Origin of the sequence: Streptomyces sp. NPDC059874 (assembly GCF_042731135.1) — a bacterium.
GTDB lineage: Bacteria > Actinomycetota > Actinomycetes > Streptomycetales > Streptomycetaceae > Streptomyces.
Window position 1 is genome coordinate 19,776 of record NZ_JBHWJY010000051.1, and the last position, 17,646, is coordinate 37,421.

Sequence of the window (17,646 nt, forward strand, 5' to 3'; positions counted from 1 at the left end):
GTGACCGTGCCTGACATATCAATGACCATGATCATCGTGCTGTGCGTGGCCGCCGCGGCGGCCGGCTGGATCGACGCGGTGGTGGGCGGCGGCGGCCTGCTGCTCCTGCCCGCCCTGCTCCTCGGCCTGCCGAACGCCCACCCCGCCACCGTCCTCGGCACGAACAAGGGCGTGGCCATCGTCGGCACCGCCGGCGCGGCCATCACGTACGTGCGCAAGGCCCCGGTGAACGTGAAGCTCGCCGTCCGCATCGGCCTGGCCGCGCTCGCAGGCTCGATGGGCGGCGCCGCCCTCGCCGGGGGCATCGGCAAGGACACGCTCCGCCCGCTGATCATGGTGGTGCTGGTGGTCGTCGCCGGATTCGTGCTCTTCAGGCCCGCCTTCGGTACGGCCCCGGCCGCCTCGCCCGTCAGCCGCCGGCGGGTGTTGCTGGCCATCGGACTGGCCGGCCTCGGCATCGGCTTCTACGACGGCCTCATCGGCCCCGGCACCGGCACCTTCCTGGTGCTCGCGCTGACCGCCCTGCTCCACCTCGACCTGGTCACCGCCTCCGCGACCGCCAAGATCGTCAACACCTGCACCAACGCGGGGGCGCTCGCCATGTTCGCCTACCAGGGCATGGTCCTTTGGCAGTTGGCCGCGCTGCTGGCGGTGTTCAACCTGGCCGGCGGCATGATCGGCGCCAACATGGCGCTCAAGAAGGGCAGCGGCTTCGTCCGCGCCGTGCTGCTGACGGTGGTGGGCGCGCTCGTGGTGAAGCTCGGCCTCGAACAGTGGGGCTAGTGCTGTGACCGGAAAGGTTCACCGGGTCGCGGCGCTTGGCACGGCACCTCGCCGCGTTGTCGGGCCGCGCGAGTACGTCCAGTACGAGCCGCGGTCCTCCGCCTCGCGATGCACCGCACCGAACACCGCGCCCCGGCAAACCTTTCCGGCCACAGCACCAGGTCGTCAGTACGTCCCCGTGAGGTGCGCGAAGACGACCACGTTCCCGCGGTAGCCCGTGCGCGGCGAGAATCCACCGCCGCAGGTGATCACCCGTAGCTCGGCGCGCGACGAAGGGCCGTACACACGGCTGTCGGGGAAGGCCCCGGCGTCGTAGACCTCGACCGCGTGGACCGTGAACACCGCCGTACGCCCGTCGGCGCGCGCGATCTCGATGGACGCCCCCCGGCGCAGCGCGCCCAAGTGGTAGAAGACCCCCGGGCCGGCGGAGTCGTCCACGTGCCCGGCGACGAGCGCGGTACCGGTGGCGCCCGGGGTGGTGCCTTCGCGGTACCAGCCGGCCAGGTCGCGCCGGGCGGGCGGGGGCACTTCGAGGCTGCCGCCCGGCTCCAGACCGAGTCCGGTCAGCGGGGCGTCGACGCGGATGGAGGGGATCCGGATCCGCCGGGGAGGGGAGCCGGGGAGCGGCGCGATACCCGGGCCGACGTCTCCGGCGGTCAGGGCCTCGGTGGGGGAGGGCAGCGGCGGTCCGACCGGCTCGCGGGAACCGCTGGACACGAGCCAGATGCCGACGCAGGCGGCGATCGCGACGAGACCGCCGTGGCCCCGCAATCCCCTCTGGGCCCCACCCATGCGTATTTCCCCTCGGCGTCCGTGTCGGGGTGACTGGCCGTCGCCCGCCCCGCGAACGGGGGGGACCTCGCGGGGTGGGCGACGGGGGACGGTACCGGTCGGACCGCGGCCGGAGCCGCGGTGGGCGTCCGTCAGCTCCGCGTGCCGCTCGCCCGGCGACGCAGGAGCCAGGTACCGCCGACGGCGGTCGCGGCCAGCACTGCCGCTCCCGCCGCGATCTTGGCGGGGTCGGTGGTGGTGGTCGTGCCACCGCCCACCCCGGTGTGGACGTGGCCCTGGGGGCCGCGTTCGGTGACGACCAGGTCGCCGGTGGCGAACTTGCCGTTCGCGCAGGTCACGCCGATGGCGTAGCTCCCCGGGTGGGTGCCGCGGGCGACCTGGAACTGCCCCACGACCACCTCCTTGTGGGTGGTGGGGACCAGCTTGAACCGGCCGCCGCCGACCGTCGTCGCATCGCCCTCGGCGTGGCTGCCGGAGCCGCAGGCGCTGGTGTTCACGGTGACCGTGGCGCCGGGGGCGGCGGACTTCGGCCACACCTCCAGCGGGGCGAAGTCCCCGGGCGCGAAGCCCACCATGCCGAGGTCCGTGGCCAGGGCCGCCCCCGCCACCGGGCCGGTGAACGCGGCGGCGGTCAGCGCGGTCGCGGTCAGCGCGTGTGCGGTACGTCGGCGCATGGGGCTCTCCTGGAGACACGGGGTCGTGTTTCCGAGGTAACCCGGCCCTCCCGAGGCGCGCCTGCTGATGTCTCGTCAGATATCGCCCCGCTCGGCCCGCCGCCCCGCGTTTGCGCACGTCAGCGAGGGCGAGGGGCCATTCGTGGCACCCCACCCCGTCCGGGTGAGCAGCCGCCTTGCGGACGGTTCAGGCCGAAGGCAGCGCCACCGTGGCCACGGCACCCGAAGGCTCCCCGTTCGCGAGGGTCACCCTGGCGCCGATCACCTGCGCCTGGCCGAGCGCGATGGTCAGGCCCAACCCCGTGCCCTGGCCGCGCTCGGTCGTGCCCGTCAGGAACCGCTGCGGGCCCTCGCGCAGCACCCGCTCCGGGAAACCGGGCCCCCGGTCCCGGACCGTCACGGTCGTCCCCGCCACCGTCACCGTGACCGGGTCCCCGCCGTGCCGCCGGGCATTGGCCAGCAGGTTCGTCAGGATGCGCTCCAGGCGCCGCACGTCGGTGCGCACGTACGCCTCCTGCGCCGCGCCGAACACCTGCGCGGGCACCCCCGAGCGCCGCGTGACCGACTCCACCAGCGGGCCCAGCCGGTGCGCCTCCAGCTGCGCCTCCTCCCTGTTGGCGTCGAGTCGGGCCACCTCCAGCAGGTCCTCGGTCAGGGTCCGCAGCGCCGCGACCCGGTCCCGGACCAGCTCCGTCGGCCGCCCCGCGGGCAGCAGCTCGGCGGCGGTGTGCAGGCCGGTCAGCGGGGTCCGCAGCTCGTGCGCCACGTCCGCGGTGAAACGCTGCTCGGCCTCAAGCCGCTGCTGGAGGCTGGCCGCCATCGTGTCGACCGCCGAGGACAGCTCGGCGACCTCGTCGCGGCTCCCCGGCGGCCCCGGCGGCCCGATCCGCGCGTCCAGTTCGCCCGCGCTGATCCGGCGGGCCGTCTCCGCCGCCGTCCGCAGTTCCCGGCTCAGGCGGCTGGCGAGCAGCGCCCCGCCGGTCGCCGCGAGCGCCACGACCAGCGCCCCGTACGCCACGAGTTTGCGGTCCAGGTCGGCCAGCTCGTCGCGGTCGGCCGTCAGCGACTGCCGTACGGAGAGCACGTGTTCCCCGCCGATCGGCCGGGCGGCCCACACCGCCGGGTCCGGGCCGGACAAGTCGAGGTAGGTGCTGCGCTGCCCGGCGAGGGCCGCGGCCCGCAGCGGGTGGGGGAGGTTCGGGGAGTCGATCCGGCCGTCGCCGTCGCCGCCCTTGTCGAAGTCGAGCCGGCCGGTGAGCTCGTACAGCTTCCGTACGCTGATCAGCTGGGCGGTGGCGCTCGCGCGCGCCGCGTCGCCGATCTGGCGGGTGCGCGCCTCGTGGATGAGGAGCCCGATGGCGACCGCGACGAGGGAGCAGCCGACGGCGAGCAGGACGGAGATCTTCCAGCGCAGGCCGAGCGCCCGCACCAACTGCCGGCAGCGGATCAGGGGGGCTCTCACCGGGCCTTCCGCTCGTCGTGCGCGGAGCTGCCGGGCGCCGGGGATTCGACGGCGCACTCGGAGCCGGTCTCGCGGAAGGTCCGCTCGTCGTTGACCACCGACATCCGGTCGCCGTCCCAGTGGTAGCGGACGGCCTGCTCGGAGCCGTCATCGGCGGCGATGCGGACCAGCAGGTCGGAGCCGATCGACTCGGCCGTCAGCTGCCGGCCGATCGTGAAGAGGACGGAGACGATCTTTCCGTCGGCCACCGCGTAGACGCTCAGCGCCGAGCGGCCGGTCGGCACGTCGGCGGCGACGATCAGTTCGGGGTTCCCGTCGCCCGTCAGGTCCTTGTAGACGGGCGGGCGCACACCTGCCCGGCCCGGAGCCCGGAGGGCGTCGGCCTTCCCGAGGTACGGCTTCATCCGCGGGTCCGCCCCGGCGACCTGCCCGGCGTCCAACCCGACCAGTCCGTTCGGGCCCGGCGCGGGGGCGTTCTTCAGCGGCATCGGCGGGGGCTCCCGACGGCCCACCGCGGCGCCGGGGGACTCGGTCCAGGCCGGCCAGAGCGGTTCGGGCCGGGGCTGCATGGACACGGGCGGCGCGGGCGAGGCCGCGCCGAGCCCGCCGGGTGTGGCGCAGCCGCCGGCGGCGACGGCCGCGCACAGGCACAGCAGGGCGGCGGAGAAGCGGCGGGACGAAGGCGTCATGTGAGGGGGGCACCGTGGGGCGGGAAGGGTCGGGGGACCGACGCTAGACGGCGGGGGTCACGGGCACCGGGAGGTTGTGTAACAGCGGTGCGTACGGTGGAGTGACGCGGGAAAGTCGGGACTTTCGGCCCGGCCCGCGGCCGCCGCGCCATACCCGAAGGAGGGCTCCGTGACATCGGTCGTCCGGCCACAAGACCCGCCCGCTCCGCTTCCGTTCTTCGTCTACGGGACGCTGCGGCCGGGTGAGGTCAACCACGACCTGTTCCTGCGCGGCCGCACGGCCGCGGAAGAGCCCGCGAGCCTTCCGGACGCGGCGCTCTACGACGGCCCCGGGTATCCGTACGCGGTCCAGCGGCGCGGCTCGGCCGTCGTCGGGGACCTGATCACCGCCACGCCGGGCGCGTACGGGGAACTGTTGGCCGCGCTGGACCTGCTGGAGGAGTACCGGGGCCCGGGCCGCCCGGGGAACGTGTACGACCGGATCGCCTGCGAGGCCCTGCGCCCCGACGGCACGCCCGTCCGCGCCTGGGTCTACGTGGCGGCCCCACTGCTGGCCCGCCGGCTGGCGGAGTCGGGCACGGAGATACCGGGCGGGGACTGGCTGCGACGGTAGGGCGCGCACCCTGCGGGCTCCGGCCGGGCCGATCCAGCCTCGCCGTGCGTTTGAGGCGCCCGTTCAGCCCGTCCGGCGTTTGAGGACCGGGGGTCTGGGGGCGGAGCCCCCACGCGGCGGAGCCGCATATTCGGGCCGCCGGGGCCGGGCGCGCGCCGGGGTACCTCCTCGGGCGCCGAACGTTTCCAGGGGTCGGAGGGGTGAGGGTGGTTGCGTTCGGCGCCCTGCGGGGGCACCCCGGCACACACCCGACCCCGGCGGGGGTGGTCCGGGCCGCGGGCTCTCAGAGCCCCTCGGCACCCCGGTTGCGCAGGCGTCGGCCGTACTGCTGGAGCACCCACAGCTCCTCCTGCACGGCGGCCAGTTGCTCCGGCGGAGCCTGCGGGCCGAGCCGGGACAGGGTGCCCTGGATCTCGTGCACCCGGCGGTCCACGGCGCGCAGCCGCACCTGGACCAGTTGGACGCCCGCGTACACCTCGTCCACCGTCTTCGCGTGGATGGCCTCGACCGCCAGCTCGGTGACCAGCGCGCGCACGGTGTCGTTCGGCGCGGCCTCGCGGACCCGGGTCAGGTAGTCCTCGGTGCCCAGCGAGGCGCCGCCCGCGTCCTGGATGGCCTGGCGCACGGCCGCGTAGGGCGGGGCGGTGAACTCGTCGATCCCGTAGGCGTCGAACGCGGGGGAGACCAGGGCCGGGCGCTGCAGCGCCAGCTTCAGCAGCTCGCGTTCGGTGCGGTGGGCCGGGCTGCGCAGGTTCAGGGCGGGGCCCCCGGCCGGCTGGGCGGCGGGCGTGGGGGTGGACTCGTACGACTGCTGCCGGCCGCCGCCCCTGCCCTGCTGCTGGGGCTGGTTGCCGCGCTCCCGCGCCCACCGCGCCAGCTGCGCGACCCGCTTGACCACGAACTGCTCGTCGCGGATGCCCAGCATGCCCGCGAGCTGGACCGCCGACTCGTGCTGGATCGCGATGTTCTTGATGTTGGCGACGACCGGAGCCGCCTCGTCCAGCGCGGCGGCGCGCCCCGCCGGATTCTCCAGGTTGTGCCGGGCGACGATGTGCCGCAGCGCGAACTCGAACAGTGGAGTACGGGAGTCCACCAGTGCGGCCACCGCCGCGTCCCCCTGGGCGAGCCGCAGGTCGCAGGGGTCCATCCCGTTCGGGGCGATGGTGATGGAGGTCTCGGCGGCGAACTTCTGGTCGTCCTCGAAGGCGCGCAGGGCGGCCTTCTGGCCCGCCGCGTCGCCGTCGAAGGTGAAGATCACCTCGGCGGTGGCGTTGTCCATCAGCAGCCGGCGCAGGATCTTGATGTGGTCGCCGCCGAAGGCGGTTCCACAGGTGGCGATCGCGGTGGTGACTCCGGCCATGTGGCAGGCCATCACGTCCGTGTAGCCCTCGACGACCACGGCCCGCGAGGTCTTCGCGATCTCCTTCTTCGCCAGGTCGATGCCGTAGAGGACCTGGGACTTCTTGTAGATCGCGGTCTCGGGGGTGTTCAGGTACTTGGGGCCGTTGTCGTCGTCGCGCAGCTTGCGCGCGCCGAAGCCGACCACCTCGCCGCTGATGTCGCGGATCGGCCACATCAGGCGGCCGCGGAAGCGGTCGATGGGCTTGCCGCTGCGGCTGTCCTGGGCGAGCCCGGAGGTGATCAGCTCCTTGTCGGTGAAGCCCTTGCCGCGCAGGAAGCGGGTCAGGTGGTCCCAGCCGGCCGGGCTGTAGCCCACGCTGAAGTGCGCGGCCGCGGCCTGGTCGAAGCCGCGCTCCGCCAGGAACCTGCGGCCGATCTCCGCCTCGGGGCTGCCCAGCTGGTCCACGTAGAACTGGGCGGCGGCCTTGTGGGCCTCGACGAGCCGGATGCGCTCGCCGCGGCCGCTGGTGCCGGCGGTGTACCCGCCCTCCTCGTACCGCAGGGTGATGCCCGCCTGGCCGGCGAGCCGCTCGACCGCCTCCGAGAAGGAGAGGTGGTCGATCTTCATGATGAAGTCGAGGGTGTCCCCGCCGGCCTGGCAGCCGAAGCAGTGGTAGAGGCCCTTGCTGGGGCTGACCTGGAAGGACGGGGACTTCTCGTCGTGGAAGGGGCAGAGGCCCTTGAGGTTGCCGCCGCCCGCGTTGCGCAGCTGGAGGTAGTCGGAGACCACGGCGTCGATCGGGACCGCGTCCCGTACCGCCTTCACGTCGTCGTCGTTGATCCGTCCTGCCACCCGTGAAGTCTACGGCCGGGCACCGACAAACCCGTCAGGCCCCCTGGGGCCCGTCATGCCGGAATCAAGGACGCGAGCGGAATGGACGGGTCCGCCAGGGCCTCGCGGTCCACCGGGGTCTTTGACCTGATCAGAGCCTGGATGTGCTCGGTGACGTCCCACACGTTCACGTTCATCCCCGCCAGCACCCGGCCCTCCGAGAGCCAGAAGGCGATGAACTCGCGCTTGCCCGCGTCCCCCCGGATCAGCACCTGGTCGTAGCCGCCCGGCGGCGCGTAGCCCGAGTACTCCAGACCCACGTCGTACTGGTCGGAGAAGAAGTACGGCACCCTGTCGTACGCGACCTCCTGGCCCAGCATCGCCCGCGCGGCCGCCGGGCCGCCGTTGAGGGCGTTCGCCCAGTGCTCCACGCGCAGCCGGGTCCCGAGCACCGGGTGGTGGGCGGCGGCCACGTCCCCGACCGCGTAGACGTCCGGGTCCGAGGTGCACAGCGAGGCGTCCACGGCGATCCCGCCGCCGTGCTCCCGGTCGACCAGGGCCAGCCCGGAGGTCTCGGCGAGCGCGGTGCGCGGCGCCGCCCCGATCGCGGCCAGCACCGCGTGCGCCGGGTGCTCCTCCCCGTCGTCCGTGCGGGCCGCCAGCACCATGCCGTCGTGGCCGACGATCTCCGTGAGCCGGGCCCCGAAGTGGAAGCGGACCCCGTGTTCGGCGTGCAGGTCGCCGAAGAGTCGGCCGATCTCCGGGCCGAGCACCGCGTACAGCGGGGTCGCCTCCGGCTCGACCACGGTCACCTCGGCGCCGTACCCGCGGGCGGCCGCGGCGACCTCCAGGCCGATCCATCCGGCGCCCGCGATCAGCAGGTGGCCGTTGTCCCGGCCGAGGGTGGCCAGTACGCCCTTCAGCCGCTCCGCGTGGGCGAGCCGGCGCAGGTGGTGCACCCCGGCCAGGCCCGTGCCCGGGATGTCGAGGCGGCGCGGCTCGGCCCCGGTGGCCAGCAGCACCTTGTCGTAGTGCAGCGCCGTGCCATCCCCGAGGACCACCCTCTTGGTCTCGCGGTCCAGGTGGACCGCGGGCTGGCCGAGGTGCAGCTCGATGTCGGAGGCCGCGTACCAGGACGGCTCGTGGACGAAGACGCTCTCGCGCTCCTCCTTGCCCGTCAGGTAGCCCTTGGACAGCGGGGGGCGTTCGTAGGGATGGTCGCGCTCGTCGCCGATCAGGATCACCCGCCCCGTGAACCCCTCGGACCTCAGCGTCTCGGCTGCCTTCGCTCCGGCGAGCCCAGCGCCGACGATGACGAATGTCCGGTGTGCGTCGACCACCTGATGCCTCCTCATAACCTCTCCGCCACATGCGACCACATGCGAGCGTCCCGCACTGAGCCTGCCGCGTGAAGGGGGAGTGGCCCGATCAGCTCACCCCTCGGCGCGTCGCGTGCGCTGCGTGAGACGCGCGTGCAGAGAACGGGCGGATGCGTCGGTGAGACACGCGATCTGGTCGATGACCGCCCGCTTCCTGGCCTTCTCGTCCGGCGCCGCGTCGAAGATCGCCCGGAACTGCGGGTCCAGTCCTTCGGGCGCGCGGGCCTGGAGCGCCTCCGCGAGTTCGGCCAGGACGATGCGCTGGTCGGCGCGGATCCGCTCCTGCTCGTCGCGCTGCATGACGTACAGGTCGGCGACCGCCTTCAGCACCGCGCACTCGTTGCGCGCGGCCCGGGGCACCACCAGCTCCGCCCCGTACCGGGTCAGCCGGCCGCTGCCGTAAGCCTCCCGCGTCGCTCCCTCGGCGGCCAGACAGAAGCGGCCGATGAGTTGGCTCGTGGCGTCCTTCAGGCGGGCCTGGGCCACGGCCGAACCGTCGTACCCGTGCGGCCACCACTCCTGCTCCATCAGCCGGTCGAGGGCCTCGCGCAGCTCGTCGGGCGCGGTGTCGGCGGGGACGTAGCGGCCGATGGCCACCCGCCAGATCGCGGCGCGCTCGGGCTCGGCGAACAGCAGGTTGGGGTCGAGGTGGCCCGCGTGCAGACCGTCCTCGAAGTCGTGCACGGAGTACGCGACGTCGTCCGCCCAGTCCATGACCTGCGCCTCGAAGCACTTGCGGTCCGCGGGCGCACCGCGGCGCAGCCACTCGAAGACCGGCAGGTCGTCCTCGTACGCGCCGAACTTCACCGAGCCGGGGTCGGTGGGGTGCTCCCCGCGGGCCCACGGGTACTTGGTGGCGGCGTCCAGGCAGGCCCGGGTGAGGTTGAGGCCGACGCTGACGAGCTCGCCGCCGCCCGCCCGGTCGGGCACGAACCGCTTGGGCTCCAGCCGGGTCAGCAGCCGCAGCGACTGGGCGTTGCCCTCGAAACCGCCGCAGTCCTTGGCGAATTCGTTCAGCGCCTCCTCGCCGTTGTGGCCGAAGGGCGGGTGGCCCATGTCGTGCGACAGGCAGGCGGCCTCCACCAGATCCGGGTCGCAACCGAGCGCGGCGCCCAGCTCCCGGCCGACCTGGGCGCACTCCAGGGAGTGCGTCAGACGCGTACGGGGGCTCGCGTCCCAGTCGTACGAACGACTGCCGGGGGTGACCACCTGGGTCTTCCCGGCGAGCCGGCGCAGCGCGGCGGAGTGCAGGACGCGCGCACGGTCGCGCTGGAAGGCTGTCCGGCCGGGCCGCTTGTCGGGCTCGGCGGCCCAGCGTTCGGTGGCGGAGGCGTCGTAGAGGTCGTCGAGTTCGTCTGCGGGGGCGTGCGCGGTGCCTTCCATGAATTGACGGTAACCGGAACCTCCGACAAATCGGGATCAGGCGGAGACGAGTTCCGGCCGAAGGGGGCTCGCGGGCAGGGCGAGGGCCTCGTCGTAGCGGTGGAGCAGCAGCCGGGCGAGGGCCGGGTGGTCGCCGAGCGGAGCGGCGGCCAGGGCCGGTGCGGCCGCCGCGCACTGGGTGGCGAAGCGGCCGGGCGCTGCGAAGTACGAGGCCACGGCTATCCGGTGGTGGCCGCGGGCGGCCAGTGCCCGGACCGCGTCGGGCACGGTGGGCGCGGCGGCCGAGGCGTAGGCGGGCACCACCGGGGCGCCGCCGAGGCGTTCGGACAGCAGGGCGGCGGTGCGACGGGTGTCGGCGGCCGCGTCGGGGTCGCGGGACCCGGCCGCGGCGAGCACGACGGCCGCACCGGGGGTCGGGGTCCAGCCGGCCTCCACGAGGCGTTCGTACAGGGCCTCGACGAGCAGCGGGTGCGGGCCGAGGGGCGCGGCGACGCGGGTGCGCAGGTGCGCGGCCCGGGCGGCGGCCGCGGGCAGGTCCCGCTTCACGTGGTATCCGCGGCCGAGCAGCAGCGGTACGAGCACCGCCGCGCCGGACGCCTCGTACAGGGTGTCGTCGAGCAGAGGCCGGTTCAGCTCTATGTGCCCGAGCCGGACGTCGAGGCGGGGCCGGAGCTCGCGGACGCGGTCGAGGAGGGCGAGGGCGGTGTGCAGGGCGCGCGGGTCACGGCTGCCGTGGGCCACGGCGACGAGGGTGGGCTGCTGCATGGGCGGTCTCCGTGGGGGCGGGCGCGGGGCGGTCGCAGGCCGCTGAGCTGTGTGCCGAGCTGGGCGGTTATCCGGGTCAGCAGCTCGGCCGTGCTGCCGAAGGGGAGGGGCGGGATGGCGGGAGGGTGCACCGGCTCCGTCATGAACCGATCCTGCGCGCCGCAGGTTGCCGATGCGTTGCGCGGGGGTGACGGGTGTTTTCCGGCTGCTCACCCGCTCATTCGTACGAGTGAAAGGTGCCGTCGGCGGAACTGGGGGCCGGGAGGTGATCGTCAATCTGTGCGAAAGGCGCGCGAGGCGTGGGGTGCGGGGTTGTGCGGGGAGCGGTCATGAAGGTCAAGGGCTGGGCGAGGTCGGTGGCGCGGTGGCGGCCGAGACTGCCGCGGGGGGTAAGGGCGCGGCGGCGGGCCGTTCAGGCGGTGATGGCGGGGTGTGTGCTGGCGCTGCTGCCGTCGGCGTGGACGCACGCGGCGGCCGCCGACCGGCTGGGGACGACGGCGCAGGCGCCGGCCGGGGAGGTGGCCGTGGTGTTCGGGGCGGGCCTGTGGAACGGCAGGCCGACGCCCTATCTGGCCCGCCGGCTCGATGCCGCCGCCGCGTTGTACCGGACCGGGAAGGTCAAGGTCGTGCTGGTCACCGGGGACAACAGCCGCACCGAGTACGACGAGCCGGACGCGATGCGCACGTACCTCACCGCGCAGGGGGTGCCCGGTGACCGGATCGTCAGCGACTTCGCGGGCTTCGACACCTGGGACTCGTGCGTGCGGGCCAAGGAGATCTTCGGGGTGGACCGGGCTGTGCTGATCAGCCAGGGCTTCCACATACGCCGGGCCGTGGCCCTGTGCCAGGCGGCGGGCGTGGACTCGTACGGGGTCGGGGTGGACGACGAGCACGACGCCACCTGGTACTACGGCGGGACCCGCGAGGTGTTCGCGGCGGGCAAGGCGGCGCTGGACGCGGTCTTCAAGCCCGAGCCGCGGTTCCTGGGGCCGAAGGAACAGGGGGTGTCGCGGGTCCTGGCCGCTCTGGCAGACTGACGGCGACATCGGCTATGCCGATTAGTCATATACCGATCTGTCTGTACGAGCAGAGGTGTGAACCGTGGCTGTTGTGGATCTGAGCGGCAAGGTCGTCGTCATCACGGGTGGAGCCCGGGGCCTCGGCGCCGCGGCGGCGCAGGCGGTCGTGGACGGCGGCGGCAAGGTGCTGATCACCGACGTCCTGGAAGCGGAGGGCGCCGAGACGGCCGCCAAGCTCGGCGACGCGGCGCGCTTCATCAGGCACGACGTGACGAGCGAGGCCGACTGGGCGGCGGCGCTGGACCACGCGGTCGCGGAGTTCGGCCGGATCGATGGCCTCGTGAACAACGCCGGGATCTCCAGCGGCCAGTTCCTCGAACACGAGAGCGTCGAGCACTTCCGCCAGGTGCTCGAGATCAACCTGGTCGGCGTGTTCATCGGCATCAAGACCGCGATCCCGCTGCTGCGCGCGGGCGGTGGCGGCTCCATCGTGAACATATCCTCCGCAGCCGGCCTGACCGGGCTCGCGCTCACCGCCGGGTACGGGGCCTCCAAGTGGGGCGTGCGCGGCCTGTCGAAGATCGGCGCGGTGGAGCTCGCCGAGGCGAAGATCCGCGTCAACTCGGTGCACCCCGGCATGACGCTGACCCCGATGACCGCGCCCATCGGCATCCAGGCCGGCGAGGGCAACTACCCGGGCGCCCCGCTGGGCCGCGTCGGCGTCCCCGAGGAGATCGCCGCCGCGATCGCCTTCCTGCTCTCGGACGCCGCCGGGTACATGACGGGCGCCGAGCTGGCGGTCGACGGTGGCTGGACGGCCGGCCTGACCGTGAAGTACCTGACCGGTCAGTGAACCGCGCACCGGACCTCACCGCGCCTCACCGCGGCCGCCGGGCGGCGCTGAGGCAGAGCACGCGGTCTTGTAACGCGGAGCGGCGGCCGGCGTAACACCGCCGACGCACGCTGGGCGGTATGCACACCTCGGACGCCGCCACCGCCGTCACCGCCACGCACTGCCCGTACTGCGCGCTGCAGTGCGGCATGAACCTCCGCCCCGAGCCGGGCGGCGCGGGCGTGGCGGTCGAGGAGCGGGCCGACTTCCCCGTCAACCGCGGGGCGCTGTGCGGCAAGGGCCGCACCGCCCCCGCCGTGCTCTCCTCCCGGGTGCGCCTGACCGAGCCGCTCGTCCGCACCCACGCCGGGCGGCTCGAACCGGCCACCTGGGGGGAGGCCCTCGACCGCGTCGCCGAAGGCCTCACCCGCACCCGTCGCGCGTACGGGCCGGACGCCGTCGGGGTCTTCGGCGGCGGCGGGCTCACCAACGAGAAGGCGTACGCGCTCGGCAAGTTCGCCCGCGTGGCCCTGCGCACCTCGCAGATCGACTACAACGGCCGCTTCTGCATGTCCTCGGCCGCCGCCGCGCACCAGCGCGCCTTCGGACTCGACCGGGGGCTGCCCTTCCCGCTGGAGGACATCCCCCGCACCGGCTGCGTGATCCTCGTCGGCTCCAACCTGGCCGAGACCATGCCGCCCGCCCTGCGCTACCTCACCGAGCTCAAGGCCAACGGCGGCACCCTGATCGTCATCGACCCCCGCCGCACCCGCACCGCCGAGCACGCCGACCTGCACCTGGCCCCCCGCCCCGGCACCGACCTCGCGCTCGCCCTGGGCCTGCTGCACCTCGTGGTCGCGGAGGGGCGCACGGACGAGGAGTTCATCGCCGAGCGCACCACCGGCTGGGAAGAGGCCCGGGCCGCCGCGATGGCGCACTGGCCCGAGCTGGTGGAACGCATCACGGGGGTGTCGGTCCCGAAGCTCCGCGAGGCGGTCGGCCTCTTCTGCGCCCCGGAGTCCGCCATGGTGCTCACCGCACGCGGCCCCGAGCAGCAGTCCAAAGGCACCGACACCGTCGGCGCCTGGATCAACCTGTGCCTGGCCACCGGCCGGGCCGGCCGCCCGCTCTCCGGCTACGGCTGCCTCACCGGCCAGGGCAACGGCCAGGGCGGCCGCGAGCACGGCCAGAAGGCCGACCAGCTCCCCGGCTACCGCAAGCTGACCGACCCGGCGGCCCGCGCGCACGTCGCCGGGGTCTGGGGCATCGACCCCGCCGACCTCCCCGGCCCGGGCCGCAGCGCGTACGAACTCCTCGACGCCCTCGGCACGGACGTGAAGGCCCTCCTCCTCATGGGCTCCAACCCGGTGGTCTCGGCCCCCCGCGCCGCCCACATCGAGGACCGCATCCGCTCCCTCGACTTCCTCGCGGTCGCCGACGTGGTCCTCTCCGAGACGGCGGCCCTGGCGGACGTGGTCCTCCCGGTCACCCAGTGGGCGGAGGAGACGGGCACCACCACCAACCTGGAGGGCCGCGTCCTGCTCCGGCGCCGCGCCCTCACCCCGCCGCCGGGAGTCCGCACCGACCTGTACGTCCTGCACGAACTCGCCGCCCGCCTGGGCGTGGAGAAGGGCTTCCCGACCGCCCCCGAGGAGGTCTTCGACGAACTGCGCCGCGCTTCGGCCGGCGGCCCGGCCGACTACTCGGGCATCAGCTACGCCCGCGTCGAAGCCGAGCAAGGCGTCTTCTGGCCCTGCCCGGACGGCACTTCGGGCACACCCCGCCTCTTCCTGGACCGCTTCGCCACCGACGACGGCCGAGCCCGCTTCGTCCCCGTCGCCCACCGCGACGCCGCCGAGACCCCGGACGTCGACTACCCGCTCCTCCTCACCACCGGCCGCGTCGTCGCCCAGTACCAGTCCGGGGCCCAGACCCGCCGGGTGGACGAGCTGAACGCGGCCGCCCCCGGCCCGTTCGTGGAGCTCCACCCCCGCCTCGCCGCCCGCATCGGCGCCGTCGAGGGCGCCCCCCTCGCCGTCACCTCCCGCCGCGGCCGCGCGGTGGCCCCGGCCCGCATCACGGACGCCATCCGCGCGGACACGGTCTTCATGCCGTTCCACTGGCCGGGCGAGGGCCGCGCCAACACCCTGACCAACCCGGCCCTGGACCCGACCTCCCGGATGCCGGAGTTCAAGGTCTGCGCGGTCCGCGTCGAGCCGGCCTGATCAGGGGGTGTCCGCGAAGGTCGGGCGCAGGGCCTCGACCAGGCGGTGGATGAACGCCTCCTCACCGGGCCCGGCCAGGTGCGGGTACTCCGCCTCGAAGTGCTCCCACTCGGCGCCGACGTAGCCGCTCGGGGCCAGGTCGGCGATGTGTACCAGACCCAGCTCCGCATTCGGGTAGGGCCACTCCCCGGCCTCCCGGAACACCTCCTGCACCAGGGCGTTCGGCAGGTGGCAGTGTTCCGCCAGCAGCACCGCGTCGTACAGGTCCTTGCCCTGCGGGTGCCGGTCGCTGATCAGCCACAGCACCTTCCAGGCCAGGGACAGGGCCGGCGTCGCCGCCAGGACCACCGCCCCGCAGGCGAGTTCGACCGGCTCCGGCGGCTCCGCGAGCTTCTCGTTGAAGACGAAGTCCAGCTGGACCTGCCCGTCCGGCAGCCCCGGCACCGACCACGGCAGGACCATCCGCCGCCCCGGCACCCGGTCGTAGGTCCAGATGTCCTCGGACACCGCCCCCGAGGCCTTGATCCCGGCCCGTCCATCGGCCGCCGCGGCGATGCCGTCCAGCATCGCCGTCGTCCGCCCGTCCTCCATCACCCATGTGTGCGGCACCACCACGAAGTCCAGGTCGCCCGGCTCCCGCGCAGCCTCCCCGAACCGGTCCGCCAGCAGCACGCTCCCGCGCAGCACCAGCGACTCCGCCCACGGGGACTCCGAGACCGCCAGCAGCACGGCGTCCATGGCGGCCCGCCGCGCCCGTGCCCAGGCCACCGTCTTCGCCGGGTCGTCGAAGACCGGGTCACCGGCACGGTAGGCCTGGTGGTTGTGCCGCAGCGACGGGTCGAAGACGGCGCGCTGGCGCACGTCGTCGCCGACGACCGGACGCAGCGTCCGCGGCAGGAACCGGGCCGCCCGCGTCTCCTCGTCCAGCGGTTCGCTCGGCACGTGCGTGCTTTCCAAGCCGAATTGCCGCCACGAACTCATCGCGCGATCCCTTCCTCGATCCAGCCGTCGTCCACCGACAGGTCACTGTCGTACAGCACGAACTCCCGCTCCTCCGAGCGGATCTCGTACCCCGCCGAGCCCAGCGCGGCGACCAGCGCGTCGCACGCTGCCTCCGCCTCCGCCTCCGCCCCGCGCCACCGCTGGGTCACGAACCGCTCGTGGGAGGCGCCTCCGGACAGCACCCGACGCGCGTTCCACGACAGGTGCGCCCCGTGCGGGACCACCAGCGCCTCCAGCGACGCGTGGTCGTACGAGGCCGGCAGCCGCAGCTTCAGGTGGTGCTCGAAGTAGCCGCCTCCGCGGCCCGGGCGGTCCGTGGTCCAGGGGACCGTCTCCACCTTGACGCGGACCGGGTCGAAGCCGGCCGCCCGAAGCTCGGGCACCAGCCGCTCGTGCCCCGTGCGGTCCCGCAAGGTCAGCATCGGCTGCGACACCATCCGGCCACGGGCCAGCACGATGTGCGTCACCTTCAGCTCCCGCGCCCCGGCCCACGCGTCGAGGCGGGCCAGGGCCTCCGCATCCGCGCAGTGCACCGTGACATGGGTTTCGTACGAAGACATGCCGCCGATCTTCTCGGACATGCGTCCGATCCGCATCGGGATTCCCGCCCAGGGGTAACCATCGGTCACGCGCCGGACTCAGAAAGTGCTCGCACGCCCCTCGTGGCCGTGATGTGTCGTACCCCACACTGAAGTTCGGTGCCCCCGTCCTCGGAGCCCTGGAGGTCGCCCCCGTGCAGACCCGGACCCTGACCGTGAACGAGAGCGAGTCCTCGGAGGTCGAAGCCGTGGACGAAGAGCCCGAACCCGATCCCGAACCCGGGCCCGAGGTACTGGAGCTGATCGAGCAGCCGGTACCGGCGCAGCGCAGGCGCAGCAGTGCGGACGGCAGGGGCGGGGGTGGAGGCGGGGCGGGACCTTCCGCCGACCTGTTCCGCCAGTACCTGCGCGAGATAGGCAGGATCCCGCTGCTCACCGCCGCCGAGGAGGTCGACCTCGCGCGGCGCGTCGAAGCCGGCCTGTTCGCCGAGGAGAAGCTCGGCAGCACCCCCGATCTCGACTCCCAACTCGCCGTCGACCTCGACAAACTCGTCGTCATGGGCCGGATGGCCAAACGCCGGCTCATCGAGTCGAACCTGCGGCTCGTGGTCTCCGTCGCCAAGCGGTACGTGGGCCGCGGGCTCACCATGCTCGACCTCGTGCAGGAGGGGAACCTCGGGCTCATCCGGGCCGTCGAGAAGTTCGACTACGCCCGCGGGTACAAGTTCTCCACGTACGCCACCTGGTGGATCCGGCAGGCGATGTCCCGGGCCCTCGCCGACCAGGCGCGGACCATCCGCGTACCCGTGCACGTGGTGGAGCTCATCAACCGCGTCGTCCGCGTCCAGCGCCGCATGCTCCAGGAGCGCGGGTACGAGCCCACGGCCGAAGAGGTCGCCGTCCACCTGGAGTTGACCCCCGAGCGGGTCATGGAAGTGCTCCGCCTCGCCCAGGAGCCGGTCTCCCTGCACGCGCCGGTCGGCGAGGAGGACGACGTCGCGCTCGGCGACCTCATCGAGGACGGCGACGCCGCCTCCCCGGTGGAGTCCGCCGCGTTCTTCCTGCTGCGCGAGCACCTGGAAGCGGTGCTCTCCACGCTGGGGGAGCGGGAGCGCAAGGTGGTCCAGCTGCGGTACGGGCTGGCCGACGGCCGCCCGCGCACCCTGGAGGAGATCGGCCGGATCTTCGGCGTGACCCGCGAGCGGATCCGCCAGATCGAGTCCAAGACCCTCAACAAGCTGCGGGACCACGCCTTCGCCGATCAGCTCCGCGGCTACCTGGACTGAAACGGGAAGGGGCGCCCCGAAGGACGCCCC

The 17,646-nt window shown here is 73.7% G+C and carries 16 protein-coding genes; 6 read left to right on the forward strand and 10 right to left on the reverse strand.

Annotated features, from left to right (window positions below):
* Positions 1–6 precede the first annotated feature (6 nt).
* Positions 7–783: a sulfite exporter TauE/SafE family protein gene (locus ACFV9H_RS26325; protein ID WP_385402614.1), complete on the forward strand. Its 777-nt coding sequence runs from the start codon at positions 7–9 to the stop codon at positions 781–783.
* A gap of 165 nt (positions 784–948) precedes the next feature.
* On the opposite strand, the gene ACFV9H_RS26330 is transcribed toward ACFV9H_RS26325, so the two are convergent.
* The 4 genes from ACFV9H_RS26330 to ACFV9H_RS26345 form a co-directional block, all read right to left on the reverse strand.
* On the reverse strand, positions 949–1,575 hold the full coding sequence (locus ACFV9H_RS26330; RefSeq protein WP_385402617.1) for a class F sortase: 627 nt from the start codon (positions 1,573–1,575) through the stop codon (positions 949–951).
* Between the two features lie 131 nt (positions 1,576–1,706).
* Positions 1,707–2,249 (reverse strand): hypothetical protein, encoded by a 543-nt coding sequence (locus ACFV9H_RS26335; protein WP_385402619.1) that lies wholly within the window; start codon positions 2,247–2,249, stop codon positions 1,707–1,709.
* 187 nt (positions 2,250–2,436) lie between these two features.
* The gene (locus ACFV9H_RS26340) at positions 2,437–3,711 is read right to left on the reverse strand and encodes an ATP-binding protein (protein ID WP_385402622.1); all 1,275 of its coding nucleotides are present in this window, start codon (positions 3,709–3,711) and stop codon (positions 2,437–2,439) included.
* Positions 3,708–4,400, reverse strand: coding sequence for a hypothetical protein (locus ACFV9H_RS26345; RefSeq protein ID WP_385402625.1), 693 nt, complete (start codon positions 4,398–4,400; stop codon positions 3,708–3,710). Before ACFV9H_RS26345 ends, ACFV9H_RS26340 begins: the two co-directional genes overlap by 4 nt.
* 169 nt (positions 4,401–4,569) lie before the next feature.
* Between ACFV9H_RS26345 and ACFV9H_RS26350 the strand changes: the two genes are divergently transcribed.
* The gene (locus ACFV9H_RS26350) at positions 4,570–5,013 is read left to right on the forward strand and encodes a gamma-glutamylcyclotransferase family protein (RefSeq protein WP_385402627.1); all 444 of its coding nucleotides are present in this window, start codon (positions 4,570–4,572) and stop codon (positions 5,011–5,013) included.
* A 283-nt stretch (positions 5,014–5,296) separates the two neighbouring features.
* Here ACFV9H_RS26350 and dnaG read toward each other — a convergent pair whose 3' ends face one another.
* The 4 genes from dnaG to ACFV9H_RS26370 form a co-directional block, all read right to left on the reverse strand.
* A complete protein-coding gene (gene dnaG, locus ACFV9H_RS26355) occupies positions 5,297–7,207 on the reverse strand; it encodes a DNA primase (protein WP_385402630.1) in 1,911 nt (636 codons plus the stop codon).
* Positions 7,208–7,260: 53 nt separating this feature from the next.
* The gene (locus ACFV9H_RS26360) at positions 7,261–8,526 is read right to left on the reverse strand and encodes an NAD(P)/FAD-dependent oxidoreductase (protein WP_385402633.1); all 1,266 of its coding nucleotides are present in this window, start codon (positions 8,524–8,526) and stop codon (positions 7,261–7,263) included.
* Between the two features lie 93 nt (positions 8,527–8,619).
* Positions 8,620–9,948, reverse strand: a complete 1,329-nt coding sequence (locus tag ACFV9H_RS26365; RefSeq protein WP_385402634.1) for a deoxyguanosinetriphosphate triphosphohydrolase — start codon at positions 9,946–9,948, stop codon at positions 8,620–8,622.
* A gap of 36 nt (positions 9,949–9,984) precedes the next feature.
* Positions 9,985–10,713 carry a sirohydrochlorin chelatase gene (locus ACFV9H_RS26370; protein WP_385402637.1) on the reverse strand — a complete coding sequence of 243 codons (729 nt, stop codon included), beginning with the start codon at positions 10,711–10,713 and terminating at the stop codon, positions 9,985–9,987.
* Between the two features lie 329 nt (positions 10,714–11,042).
* Here ACFV9H_RS26370 and ACFV9H_RS26375 point away from each other — a divergent pair, with 329 nt between their 5' ends.
* From ACFV9H_RS26375 to ACFV9H_RS26385, 3 genes are all read left to right on the forward strand, one after another.
* On the forward strand, positions 11,043–11,750 hold the full coding sequence (locus ACFV9H_RS26375; protein WP_385402639.1) for a vancomycin high temperature exclusion protein: 708 nt from the start codon (positions 11,043–11,045) through the stop codon (positions 11,748–11,750).
* 64 nt (positions 11,751–11,814) lie between these two features.
* On the forward strand, positions 11,815–12,585 hold the full coding sequence (locus ACFV9H_RS26380) for a glucose 1-dehydrogenase (RefSeq protein WP_385402642.1): 771 nt from the start codon (positions 11,815–11,817) through the stop codon (positions 12,583–12,585).
* 119 nt (positions 12,586–12,704) lie between these two features.
* The gene (locus ACFV9H_RS26385; RefSeq protein WP_385402644.1) at positions 12,705–14,789 is read left to right on the forward strand and encodes a molybdopterin oxidoreductase family protein; all 2,085 of its coding nucleotides are present in this window, start codon (positions 12,705–12,707) and stop codon (positions 14,787–14,789) included.
* Here the strand turns inward: ACFV9H_RS26385 and ACFV9H_RS26390 are convergent, their stop codons facing one another.
* Together ACFV9H_RS26390 and ACFV9H_RS26395 are read right to left on the reverse strand one after the other, a co-directional pair.
* A complete protein-coding gene (locus ACFV9H_RS26390; protein WP_385402647.1) occupies positions 14,790–15,770 on the reverse strand; it encodes a nucleotidyl transferase AbiEii/AbiGii toxin family protein in 981 nt (326 codons plus the stop codon).
* A complete protein-coding gene (locus tag ACFV9H_RS26395) occupies positions 15,767–16,372 on the reverse strand; it encodes a hypothetical protein (protein ID WP_385402649.1) in 606 nt (201 codons plus the stop codon). Before ACFV9H_RS26395 ends, ACFV9H_RS26390 begins: the two co-directional genes overlap by 4 nt.
* Before the next feature lie 92 nt (positions 16,373–16,464).
* Here ACFV9H_RS26395 and ACFV9H_RS26400 point away from each other — a divergent pair, with 92 nt between their 5' ends.
* Positions 16,465–17,616, forward strand: coding sequence for an RNA polymerase sigma factor (locus tag ACFV9H_RS26400; protein ID WP_385402652.1), 1,152 nt, complete (start codon positions 16,465–16,467; stop codon positions 17,614–17,616).
* The last annotated feature ends 30 nt before the right edge of the window (positions 17,617–17,646 follow it).